This is a genomic window from Enterococcus phoeniculicola ATCC BAA-412, from assembly GCF_000407505.1.
In the GTDB taxonomy this organism is placed as follows: domain Bacteria; phylum Bacillota; class Bacilli; order Lactobacillales; family Enterococcaceae; genus Enterococcus_K; species Enterococcus_K phoeniculicola.
Genome location: NZ_ASWE01000003.1, coordinates 96,090 through 107,791 on the forward strand (window position 1 = coordinate 96,090; position 11,702 = coordinate 107,791).

Sequence of the window (11,702 nt, forward strand, 5' to 3'; positions counted from 1 at the left end):
TTAGCGTTTTATTTTTGCTTGTTTTAAAGCTTTGATTACTTTTAATGCACGTTTACGTGTTTTTATATTTGGACTGTTCAGTCTTCTGTGTGCACTAGATCTATCCGTTTTTTCCAAACGAAATCCCCCTGTCTTTTTCTGCCTTTCCCTCTCCGTTTTACGAAACAGAGATACAAAACGTAATCATTACGATTTACAAGAAGGACTTTATCATCAAAAAATGTGACTGTCAAGATAAAATAACATGAAAATTCATTCAAATGAATGTTCAATCATTTTTTGTACTTATTTTTAGTGAGGGATAGTGGATAAAATCCTAGAGAATTACCTGGGGAATTAGATGGGAATCCCTCTAAATTAAAGGTTTTTGAGTGGATAAAAAACAGGAATAGGCGGCGATAAAAAAATAGGGCACACTTATTCCTGTTTTATTAAAAAACGAAATTGGAAGATGAGAACTTAAGGGGATTTAGTTGAATTTGTTATATCAAAAAGAATTTTTTTGAGAACTTCATCTACACTCATTTGCTTAGTTAAGATTGTTTCATTTAACTGAGAGGCAGTATCTTGTTCCTTCCACCATTGCTTCATGTCGTCTTCGTTGAAGGAGACCTCTTTTTTTGTCTGGTGTCTTTGGACTGTCTCAAGAAAGGGCAAGTCATAATAGTAAGCGAGTAGGATAGGAAATTCTTGTGTGATTGTTTCAAAGAGCGGAGCATACCACTCTGAACGTAAAATTCCTTCTAAAATAATAAAGGAACAATGTTTTTTCCCATAACGTAACAGCGTAGTTAATAAGGAGATGGCTGGAGTTTCAGGACCGTCTTTCACATAAAGCATCTCTCGGCGTATAACATCTTGGGAAAGAAGTAGACAATGGGGTCCTAACTCTTTTTGGAGTGCATTGGCGACGGTTGTTTTCCCACTACCAGAGTTTCCTCGCAGAATAATTAAAGTAGTCATCTCTTTTTTCCTTTCCTTTTCTAGACAATTATACAAGAAAAACTCACGAAGAACATCTCAGTCACGGTTAGATTTTTTTCGCCAGACGAGGTGACTTCCACATACGTTTTTTTGAACAGTTATTATTTTTTTCTGATATATTAGCGGCCGTTTAGCTTAAGTAAGTTAAGGGTTGACGACAGTCTCTATGAAAAAAAGACAATTTTGAAACAAGGCTTGTCAAAAAAAAAGTAAATCCAGAGGGCAAGAACCGTATAGTAAGCTGGGTGGTTTTTCTTTTTTTTTGTTTATTTAAGGAAATGGAACGTTCTTCATAAATATCAAAAGAAAATAGGAATATATAATCGATAGAACCCTTGTCATAACAGATGTTCTTTCCTTTTTTAAAGAAAAAAGTAGAAAAATAATCTTTTTTTTAAATAACGAAAGATATTTACACAACTATTATGTAAAAGGTTTTCTTGTGTGTATAATAACAAAAAAAGTGTTCTATAGGTTGGCTTGTCGAAAATGTTGCCGAATTTTCTTTATTTAAAGGTTGATTTCTTCTATAATTAATAAGAACTGTCTCTATTTTTTTATATAGACATGTTGAGGGGACGAACAATAACTAAGGGGTGTGTTCATGGGCAAAACGTTATTTAAGACGTTGACCGTTGTCGCAGCAGGTGTAGGGGCAATTGCTGTTTGTTTTTTAGGATTTAGAGAGAATAACCAACGTCAGTATCGACAACGAGTAGAGTATGCGCAAACAGCAATTAAAAGAGAAAAAGAAGGAATACCTGAAGTAGAAAATGAAGTAAATGGTTTGTTTGCTGATAAAAATCACACATTCCTCAAAAAGAGTGTTAATGATGAGACGTTGACAAAGGTTTCTGCGACAATCTCTTCAATTAAAGCTTCAGCTAAAGAATATGGGATTGAAGAAGAGGCTCTGCCAAAAGGAGCGAAAGAGATTCAGGAAAAGAAAAAAGCAATCGAAGGTTTAGTCAAAGAAGCTCGAGCAAAGCTATCGATCCAAGAAGCAGCAGGCAAACTTTTTGTTAATGGAGTGTCTGATTGGCAAAAAACTGAAAATACTGTGATTATTAAAGAAGAGTTAAAAGAGACGGACATTGGGAAAATTCGTGAAAACTTGAGTTTATTTGATGATAGTTCATGGAAGAAGAATGTAGATACGTATCTGGGATACGCAGATGCGCAAGTCAAACGAATTAGTGAGTTAAAAGCATCGTTTGATCGTATGTTAAAAGATGGAACGGTTACTAGCGCAGTAACCTATGAAGACTATCTAGCTGCGGTTGACAGTATTAGTCAAATTAGAAATGAAAAAGAAAAAGAAAAATTTTCTGCTTTAGCAGAAAAAGTAGCCCAACAAATGGGCTATGGGGCTAACTATTACGACAATACCAGTACAGATGAAACAATTTATTATTAAATGGCAACAAAAAGTTCATAGGTGATAGAATAAAGAAAACGATTCTTTCATAAATAGATTGAATTAATTGGAGGAAAGCTATGTCAAAGGGAAAAAAGATTTTTTTGATTATTTTGACAGTGATCGTGGTACTTATCATTACAGTTGTTGGTATAGGAGCGAAATTCTACAATGATCTCTCTAGTGCATTTGATAAAACCTACGAAACCGTTGATCGATCAGGAAAACTTGATAATCATCGTGAGAACCCAGTTGATTTAACGAAGCAGGAATCTGTTTCTATCCTATTAATGGGGATTGATACAGGGGATTTAGGGCGTGTGGAACAAGGGCGCTCAGATACGATAATGGTGGCAACAATTAGTCCAGAAGATCAGCAAACTACAGTGGTCAGTATTGCGCGCGATACATATGTAGACATTGTTGGACGCGGGACACAAGATAAAATTAACCATGCCTATGCTTTTGGTGGGGCAGCAATGTCCATGGATACGGTTCAAAAATATCTAGATATTCCAATTGATCATTATGTGTCAATTAATATGAAAGGCTTGAAACAGCTTGTTGATGCTGTTGGCGGGGTTGAAGTGAATAATGATTTGACGTTTTCGCAAGATGGCCATGATTTTGTTATTGGGAAAATTAAGTTGGACGGTGATGCAGCATTAGCCTATTCACGGATGCGCTATGAAGATCCTAATGGAGATTATGGACGTCAAGAGCGTCAAAGAAAAATTGTAGAAGGTATTGCGAAAAAAGCCATGAGTATTGATGGAGTAAGCAAATACCAGAGTATCTTAGGGGCTGTTGAGAGCAACATGAAAACCGACATGAGCTTCTCTGAAATGAAAACCATAGCTTTAAATTATCGCGATGCATTTGGAACAATTAAGCAAGACCAGCTAAAAGGCGAGGGCTTCATGCAAGATGGTGTCTCTTACCAAAGAGTAAGCAAAGAGGAGTTAACTAGAGTTCAAAATGAACTGAAAAATCAAATGAACATAGAGAATTAATAGAGAGTGGAGAAAAGATGGAAGAGACAATTAGTTTAAAAGATATTTTTGAAGTCCTACGCAAACACATTGCGTCAATATTTATTTCAATGTTTGCCGGTTTAGCTATCGCTGGCGTAGTCACATTTTTTGTAATTACACCCAAATATAGCTCACAAGCGCAATTGATCGTCACTTTACCTCAAACGGAAACGGCAAATGTAAATGATGTAAACACTAACCTACAGATGATAAACACTTATAAAGATATGATTGTAGGAGACCTAGTAATGAATGAGGTTGAGGAACGTTTAGCAAAAGATGATAATGTAGAAATGACAGCTAAAGAAATTAAAGGTTCTATTTCAATCATTCAATCACCAAATTCACAAATGTTTTCTATTCAAGCAACAAGTACGAATGCAGTGACCTCACAACAAATTGCTAATACAACAGCAATCGTTTTTCAAGAGAATGCGAAAGACGTGTTGAGTGTTGATAAAATTTCAATTATCTCCACAGCAGTAGCAAGCCCATCACCAGTTTCACCTAATAACAAATTGAATCTTGCGATAGGATTAGTATTAGGTTTAATGGTAGGGATAGGATTTGCATTCTTGCTACAATTGATGGACAGAACGGTTAAAGATGTTAAATTTGTGACAGATACGCTAGGCTTCACCATTCTAGGGACTGTTCCTCAAATGTCTCAAAAAGAGATACAAGCAACAATTCAAAAGAAATCTGCAGTATCCGTAGTAAAAAAAACAGAAAGCGATCCATCGACAGAGTCACGTCGTAGTCGCTCTCGTGTCTAGGAGGATTGATAGTCATGGCAAAGAAAAAAGAACATAACGGTCCTGTTACTCACCCAGTTAGTTTGATTACTTTAGTAAATCCTTCTTCACCTATTTCTGAACAATACCGGACAATTCGAACAAATATTCAGTTTGCCTCTTCTGCGGATAATCCGATAAAGACGATGGTAATCACATCTTCTGGACCAGGAGAGGGGAAATCAACGACATCAGCTAATTTAGCAGTTGTTTTTGCGAAGGCAGGTCAACGTGTATTATTAGTAGATGCAGATATGCGGAAGCCGACAGTGTATAAAACATTTAATTTAAATAATTCAAGAGGATTAAGTACAGTATTGAGTACCGCTACAAGTGTTCTGGAGGCAGCTCAGCGCACCGTGATTGACAATCTAACTATTTTAACGAGTGGGCCTAAGCCACCAAATCCTTCAGAATTATTGGGTTCTATGCGAATGGGGCAAGTAATTGAAGAAGCAAAAAATATGTATGATATTGTTATCTTTGATATGCCTCCAGTAGTGACAGTGACAGATGCTCAGATAATGGCTTCAAAAACAGATGGGACATTATTAGTTATTCGCGAGAATGTTTCAAGAAAAGAATCACTTGTGAAGGCAAAAGAATTATTGAATATGGTTCAAGCTAGAATTTTGGGAGCTATCTATAACGGTGCTGAGCATAGTAATGATCAAGGTTATTATTATTACGGAAACTAGTAGATAAGGAGACAGGCAAAATGATTGATTTACATTGTCACATTTTACCAGGAATTGATGACGGCGCGTCGTCGATAGAAGATAGTATTGATATGGCAGAAAAAGCGATCAGCCAAGGCATTACACATATCCTATGTACTCCTCATCACAATAACGGAAAATATAACAATCCTAAATCAGAGGTAATTGCGCTTGTTGCTTCTCTACAAGATGAATTAGATAATCGAAACCTACCGCTCACGCTCCTAGAAGGGCAAGAGGTTCGGATTACAGGTGACTTGTTAGAGGATTTAAAAAAAGATAATATCTTGTTTACTGATTTAGATGATACCTACATCCTAATTGAATTTCCAACAATGGAAGTACCGACTTACACAGAGCAAATCTTCTTTGAGTTACAGGCATTAGGGAAAACGCCTGTCATTGTTCATCCGGAGCGAAATGCCTATTTCCGAAAAGATCCCAATCATTTGATTCCATTTTTAGAGATGGGATGTTTGGCTCAGCTTACGGCACCTAGTTATATAGGTACATTTGGTAAGGAAATTCAAAAGACAGCCAAAATTATGGTAGAACATAATTTAGTACAGATGGTTGCTTCTGATGCACATGGAGTGAATAAACGAACATTTTATATGAAGGAAGCCTATGAACAAATCGGCAAAGATTTTGGATGGGAAAAGGTCGCTTTAATGAAACAAGTAGCCAAAGATCTCTTAAATGGGGATAGAACCCACTACTTAGACTATGTGGAAATTAAAAAGAAAAAATTTGGCTTATTTTGATTTAAGATAAAGGGCATTCATCTTGGAAAATAAGCATTTGATACAAAAATGATCCACTTTGAGCAACAAAGAAGATAATTTTTGTATTAATCAGAAGACATTATAAGAGCGGATAATAACTAGGTTATATCTGCTCTTTTTCTATAATGAGAGAAAAGAGGTATCCCATGATTCACTTAACAGAAATTAATCAGAAGAATTATAAAGTGTGTGCGAAGTTACACGTAGAAAAAACACAGGAAAATTTTGTCGCTCCTAATTGGTATTCTTTGTTGGAGGCTAAATTTGAAGAGGATAGAAAAGCATTTGGTATCTATGAGGAAGAGGAAATGGTTGGCTTTCTCATGTTTAGCTATTATCCAGCAGATGAATCTTATCCGAAAGATTCTTGGTGGATTGAACGGTTCATGATTGATTCTCGGTTTCAAAATAAAGGGTTCGGAAAAAAAGGATTGCAAAAAGCGCTGGAATGGTTCGATAAAGAGTATAAAGAAACAGAACTTCGCATTTCAGCTGTAGAGGGAAATACAATCGCTCAAAACTTATATGAACAAGTGGGCTTTGTAATGACGGGAGAAAAAGTCGACGGAGAAATTGTCTTGTTGAAGTCAGTGAATTAAGCAGGGATAAAACATCAAATAGAGGGGGAGCATCCTTCTGTTTGGTGTTTCTTTTTTTTCGCGTTATACTTAAACTAGCAGAAAAGGAGCGTGTGTTATCAATGAAAAAACGAGTAAAAGGTTCATGTACCACGATATTAGTTGGGAAAAATGCATCAATTGACGGTTCAACCATAATTTCAAGAAACGATGATGGACATGAAGCTTTAGATCCTCAACGGTTTGTCGTCGTTCAACCAGAAGCACAGCCGAAAAGCTATCAATCGGTCATTAGTGGTGTGAAAATCGACTTGCCAGAAAATCCAATGGGTTATACTTCTATGCCAAATGCTATTTTGACCAACGGAATTTGGCCGGCTGCAGGAATTAATCGTGAAAATGTCTCTATGTCAGCAACTGAAACAATTACGATAAATTCACGTATTTTAGGTGTTGATCCTTATGAAGAAGGGGGAATCGGGGAAGAAGATATGGTTACCCTCGTATTACCTTACATCAAAAGTGCAAGAGAAGGTGTAGAGCGTTTAGGTGCTTTGTTAGAAAAATATGGGACGTACGAATCTAACGGGATTGCATTTGCTGACAAAGAGGAGGTTTGGTGGCTGGAAACAATTGGTGGCCATCACTGGGCAGCTGTGCGTATTCCAGATGACGCTTATGTCGTTGCCCCAAATCGAATGAATATTGACATGTTTGATTTTGATTCTAAAAACACATTATGTTCAAAAGATTTACAAGCCCTTATTGAAGAAAATCATCTAAATCCAGATTTTGAAGGATATAATTTACGTCATATTTTTGGGAGCTCTTCAATTAAAGATACGGTTTATAATAATCCGCGGACGTGGTATGGACAAAGCTACTTCACGCCAGAAGTGGTACAAGAACCCATGAGTCAGGAACTTCCATTTATTTGTCGTGCCAATCGAAAGATTTCTATTGAGGATGTAAAATTTGTTTTAAGCTCTCATTTTGAAAATACGGATTATGACCCATATGGAGAAGGAAAAGAAAAAGAATGGTTCCGTCCAATTGGGATTAACAGAAATCACAATGTGCATATTTTGCAAGTGAGAAATGATGTTCCAGACGAAATTGCAGGAATCCACTGGTTAGCTTATGGCGCTAATACCTTTAATTCTGTTGTCCCATTCTATGCAAATGTGAAAGATACGCCAGCTTGCTATAAAGATGCGACAGGAACCTTTGACTTAACGAATATGTACTGGTTGAGCTGTACAACTGCTCTTCTTGGAGATACGGACTATGATTTTTACGTAGATATGCGAAATACGTTTGAGTTAGAAGCTGTTGCAAGCTATCGTGTTATTCAACGGGAAACTGATAAAGAAGTGAAGGCGCAGACAGATGTGCAAGCATTTCTCGAAAAGGCAAATGAACGTTTAGCGGAAGACTCTTTAAGACGTCAAACCAAGTTGTTAGGAGATATGGTAATTGCAGGCTCTGAACGGATGAAGCTACGTTATAATTTGAACGACTAAGAGCAAAAAAATAATAGGAATAGTTGGGAAATAAAGTTACACAGCTTCCCAATTGTTTATAAAAAGCTCTGTCACCACTAAGCCTTTCTCTAATAATCCAAGTAATTTTTTGATAAAATAATTTATTGAACCTAACGTTCTCTCAGTTTTTTATTTTGTGGTGATTTAATCATACTAGAGAATGATAGGTTTTTTTATATCTAAAATAAAAAAAGATTGAGGGTGAGACATAACGAATTATAGCTCACCCTCGTAAACTCTTAATGAAGGTTGGTAAGAGAAGCAACGCATCTACATTACGTGTTGAGTGGGGGGGACTCATCTTCACTGCGTTACGATCTCAACAACTTCTACGCATGGGACATGCTAGAGTTGAAGGCTTCGCAAATAAATTAAAGTCGACGTGGCGATGTCCTTGGTTCCGAAAATTTGAGGAGTACCCGGAATCAGTCAACACCAAAAGAAACTTTTTGGTGTTGACTGTCAGTTTTGGGAATGCCTGCTTATTTCAAAAAGTTCAAATTCTTCCTAACCTTTTTTATCTTAACTATTTAAAGAGTCAATTTTAGATGGGTTTGTACCTCTGCTAGTAGCGTTGGTCCTGCACAAAAAATATCTTTTTCTTCTCCTGTCGTGTACGGACTTCCATCAACTCCTTGAAAGACTACGCCATTTTCCTCTGCAAAAATTTTTCCAGCAGCAATATCCCAGAACTTCATTCCGCCTTTGTTAAGCATTCCGTCAATGGTTCCTTTCCCCAATGCAACAAGTCCTAGAGATGCACAGGACATAGAGCCTAATCCACGCGATTGATTGATTAGTTCTTTGATTCCATAGAGATTTTTATCAATATAATGGAAGCGAGCATAAATTAAGCTGTCTTCTAATTTTCGATCTATTCTTGATGGGAGTCTCGTTTGATTTTGATAAACACCTTCTCCTCTTTTAGCAGAGTAGAGTATATCTTCCATGACATCATAAATATAAGCTAATTCTCCAATTCCGTCGTGATAAATACCGATAGAGATAGCAAAATCTGCCTGTTTGTACACGAGATTAGAGGTTCCATCAATCGGATCAATTCCCCATACTGTTCCCGTAAGCTCATTTAGAGTATCGCCAAATCCTTCTTCACTAATGATATGGTGAGAAGGGTATCTATTTTTTATCTCTTGCACTAAAAATGCTTCGACCTCAGTGTCAATATTGGTTACGAAATCATGCGCATGCTTTTTTGTATGAATGGTTAAATCTTCAGTTAGCTTCCTTTGAATCATAGTTCCAGCTGCTTTAATGAGAGATTCAGTAAAAAAGTGAAGTTCATAAAAATCTACGGTCATTATGCTAAAATCCCTCCCATATAAAGTAGTGTTCCTAAAACTAAGAGTCCAATAATAAGAGAAACAACATGACGTCCATTCGTTTTTTTCAAGAATTTATAACAGCCAAAAGTCAAAAGCATAGGCAGTAGATTCGGTAAAATTCTATCCAGCATTTCTTGAATATTCAAAACATTATCTTTGCCTAACGTAAACTCTAAACCGAGGGACATTTTCACATTACTAACAACTAACGCTGCTACAACAATGGTTCCCATCGCGTTTGCGGCTGTTGAAAAACGACTAATCATCCCCTTACTATTAGGGGAGCTTAAGAGTTCGACTCCTTTTTCATAGCCCATAGTCACTCCGAGAAATTTTAAGGGCATCCAGACAGCATTGATCATTAAGAACATGACAATTGGTCCAATTAAGCTCCCTTTCATGGCTAAACTAGCGCCAATACTCCCACAAATAGCTAACCAAGTATAGCTTAATATGCTATCCCCTAAGCCTGCCATGGGCCCCATCAAACTAACCTTCATATTTCGCACAACATCTTTTTCTGTCTCACTGGTTTTTTCTTCTAGAGCCATTGAAGAGCCCAGCAATAAAAATTGGGGTACATGATGAGTAACCATATATTCTAGGTGACGCGTCATTGCGGCAGCTCGTTCTTCTTTTGTCCCATTTTGATATTTTTTTCTTAAAAACGGTAGCATGGAATAAAGGTACCCCAGGTTTCCTCCACGCTCTGCATTACCAGAAACACCAAGGGTTTGAGCTCGCCAGAATAGCTTGTTAAGGTCTTTTTTTGTCATTAAGTTTTCTGTTGTTTTATTTTTATCTATCATAAGTCGTACTCCTCCTTCTCATCATTTGTTACTACGAATGTTGGTTTTTCCTCTGCTTTTTCCTTTGTAGTAATCAGTAAGTCATAGAAATAAGCGATAACAATACCCAACATAGCAATACCAAGCGTTGGCATGTTTAAATAAGAGAACAGGACATAACCAATTAATAAAAAGACCCATGATTTTTTTTGTAACAGCATTCTTAAAAGCATAGCAAAACCAACTGCAGAAACTAATTTAGATGCGACAGTTAGTCCATCTAAAACATTTTGAGGGATAAAGGATAGAACGGTGTCAATCATTGGAACACCGAATAAAACTACTAGAAAAATAGGTACGATTCTTGTTAGTGCAATAAATAAGCCACCAGTCCAGTGAAGAAGACCGATTTTATTAGAGAACAAATCTCCTTCTTCAGCAATCGTATCTGCTCTATGTGCTAAACCAATGTTGGCAGTTTGAGCAACTATGTTCAATTGTTGTACGAGTAAAGCTGAAGGCATAGCGACAGCAATTCCTGTGGCTACGCCGCCACCAGAAAGAACGCCCATTGCTACCCCGATGATTGATCCTGCAATAATATCTGGCGGAGTGTATACACCTACATTGTTTGTTCCCAACCACATTAATTCTAAGGTAGCAGCAATAATAATTCCTTGTGTCATATCTCCTGAAATAATAGCAGCACCGGCACCTGCTAATAAGGGCTTTTGAAAGCCAAAGTGCCAGGCTTTTCCATCAAACATACAAAAACCGCCCCAAAGGCCTAACAAAATTGCTTTAACTAACATATACATCCTCCTTATAATAACTCAGATAGTTCTTTTCTCTCATCACGTGGGACTGTTTGGACAATCAGTGAAACGCCACGCTTATCTAATTCTTTAAAAATAGTTTCTTCTTTTTCTGAAATATTTACAGCTTTTGATATTCTGCGGCGCTCACTTGTCGCACGCATCCCACCAATAAAAACTTCTGAAATATCAATTCCTTGATCCAGTACTTTCTTAACATCTACAGGGTTAGTGAATAGTAGTAATGTTCTTCTCTTAATAGGATTCTCTTTTTGAACTTGAATAAATTTATCTACAGCAAAGATATGTACGCGAACACCAGTTGGTGCAGCAACCATTGCCATTGTTTTTTTCATTTCATTGCTGTTAATCTCATCGTCAGCAATGATGACTTGTTCAATTTCATAATCTTTTAACCAAGTTGTTGCTACTTGTCCATGAATCAGACGATCATCAATACGGATTAATTCAATACTCATTTTGTTCATCCCTTTGCTTAATTTTTGTGTTGATATTTGTTAAGTAGAGTGACCAGTTAGTAGAAATATAATCCGTAATTTCATCCAACCTTTGCCACTTATTAGTCACTAAATCCAACAGTAAAGGTAGATTAAATCCCGAGAAGACTTGCAAATTTTGATATTTCAATAATAATTGCGTTGCGGCATTGGAGGGAGTTCCACCAGCAATATCAGTCAAAATCAGGTAATTAATCTCAGGATTTGCCAAGATGATTGTTTCGTATTTTTTATAAAAATCATCTAATCCATCACCCGGATTTAGCTCCAGAGCAATTAAATCTGGCTGCTCACCAGCAATCATGGCTAAAGTTGCCAAAGCAGATGTTGCAAAAGAACCATGGCTGGCCAAAATCACTTTTATCGTTTGTTCATTCATAAAA

General features: G+C 36.8%; 14 protein-coding genes. 7 read left to right on the forward strand and 7 right to left on the reverse strand.

The features are described from left to right. Positions 1-117, reverse strand: a complete 117-nt coding sequence (locus I589_RS18425) for a putative metal homeostasis protein (protein ID WP_162140353.1) — start codon at positions 115-117, stop codon at positions 1-3. A 342-nt stretch (positions 118-459) separates the two neighbouring features. After that, entirely contained in the window at positions 460-963 is a 504-nt protein-coding gene (locus I589_RS11190; RefSeq protein WP_010767873.1) for a kinase, read from the reverse strand. Positions 964-1,588: 625 nt separating this feature from the next. Here I589_RS11190 and I589_RS11195 point away from each other — a divergent pair. The 7 genes from I589_RS11195 (at position 1,589) to I589_RS11225 (ending at position 7,834) form a co-directional block, all read left to right on the forward strand. Further along, positions 1,589-2,401, forward strand: coding sequence for a hypothetical protein (locus tag I589_RS11195; RefSeq protein WP_010767874.1), 813 nt, complete (start codon positions 1,589-1,591; stop codon positions 2,399-2,401). 80 nt (positions 2,402-2,481) lie between these two features. Further along, positions 2,482-3,414, forward strand: a complete 933-nt coding sequence (locus I589_RS11200) for an LCP family glycopolymer transferase (RefSeq protein ID WP_010767875.1) — start codon at positions 2,482-2,484, stop codon at positions 3,412-3,414. A gap of 17 nt (positions 3,415-3,431) precedes the next feature. Next, complete coding sequence (locus I589_RS11205) at positions 3,432-4,211, forward strand: YveK family protein (RefSeq protein ID WP_010767876.1); 780 nt, start codon at positions 3,432-3,434, stop codon at positions 4,209-4,211. Between the two features lie 14 nt (positions 4,212-4,225). Further along, on the forward strand, positions 4,226-4,927 hold the full coding sequence (locus tag I589_RS11210) for a CpsD/CapB family tyrosine-protein kinase (protein WP_010767877.1): 702 nt from the start codon (positions 4,226-4,228) through the stop codon (positions 4,925-4,927). A gap of 20 nt (positions 4,928-4,947) precedes the next feature. After that, the gene (locus I589_RS11215; RefSeq protein WP_010767878.1) at positions 4,948-5,712 is read left to right on the forward strand and encodes a tyrosine-protein phosphatase; all 765 of its coding nucleotides are present in this window, start codon (positions 4,948-4,950) and stop codon (positions 5,710-5,712) included. 167 nt (positions 5,713-5,879) lie between these two features. After that, complete coding sequence (locus tag I589_RS11220; protein ID WP_010767879.1) at positions 5,880-6,332, forward strand: GNAT family N-acetyltransferase; 453 nt, start codon at positions 5,880-5,882, stop codon at positions 6,330-6,332. 101 nt (positions 6,333-6,433) lie between these two features. After that, positions 6,434-7,834 carry a C69 family dipeptidase gene (locus tag I589_RS11225; protein WP_010767880.1) on the forward strand — a complete coding sequence of 467 codons (1,401 nt, stop codon included), beginning with the start codon at positions 6,434-6,436 and terminating at the stop codon, positions 7,832-7,834. A 551-nt stretch (positions 7,835-8,385) separates the two neighbouring features. On the opposite strand, the gene I589_RS11230 is transcribed toward I589_RS11225, so the two are convergent. The 5 genes from I589_RS11230 to I589_RS17895 are packed head-to-tail and all read right to left on the reverse strand — an operon-like array spanning position 8,386 to position 11,698. Continuing rightward, positions 8,386-9,174: an inositol monophosphatase family protein gene (locus tag I589_RS11230; protein WP_010767881.1), complete on the reverse strand. Its 789-nt coding sequence runs from the start codon at positions 9,172-9,174 to the stop codon at positions 8,386-8,388. Continuing rightward, the gene (locus I589_RS11235) at positions 9,174-10,007 is read right to left on the reverse strand and encodes a PTS system mannose/fructose/sorbose family transporter subunit IID (RefSeq protein WP_010767882.1); all 834 of its coding nucleotides are present in this window, start codon (positions 10,005-10,007) and stop codon (positions 9,174-9,176) included. The genes I589_RS11230 and I589_RS11235 overlap by 1 nt, the downstream gene beginning before the upstream one ends. Further along, positions 10,004-10,798, reverse strand: coding sequence for a PTS mannose/fructose/sorbose/N-acetylgalactosamine transporter subunit IIC (locus I589_RS11240; protein WP_010767883.1), 795 nt, complete (start codon positions 10,796-10,798; stop codon positions 10,004-10,006). The genes I589_RS11235 and I589_RS11240 overlap by 4 nt, the downstream gene beginning before the upstream one ends. A gap of 11 nt (positions 10,799-10,809) precedes the next feature. Next, positions 10,810-11,280 carry a PTS sugar transporter subunit IIB gene (locus I589_RS11245; protein ID WP_010767884.1) on the reverse strand — a complete coding sequence of 157 codons (471 nt, stop codon included), beginning with the start codon at positions 11,278-11,280 and terminating at the stop codon, positions 10,810-10,812. Next, on the reverse strand, positions 11,270-11,698 hold the full coding sequence (locus tag I589_RS17895) for a PTS sugar transporter subunit IIA (protein ID WP_010767885.1): 429 nt from the start codon (positions 11,696-11,698) through the stop codon (positions 11,270-11,272). The genes I589_RS11245 and I589_RS17895 overlap by 11 nt, the downstream gene beginning before the upstream one ends. Positions 11,699-11,702: the final 4 nt, after the last annotated feature.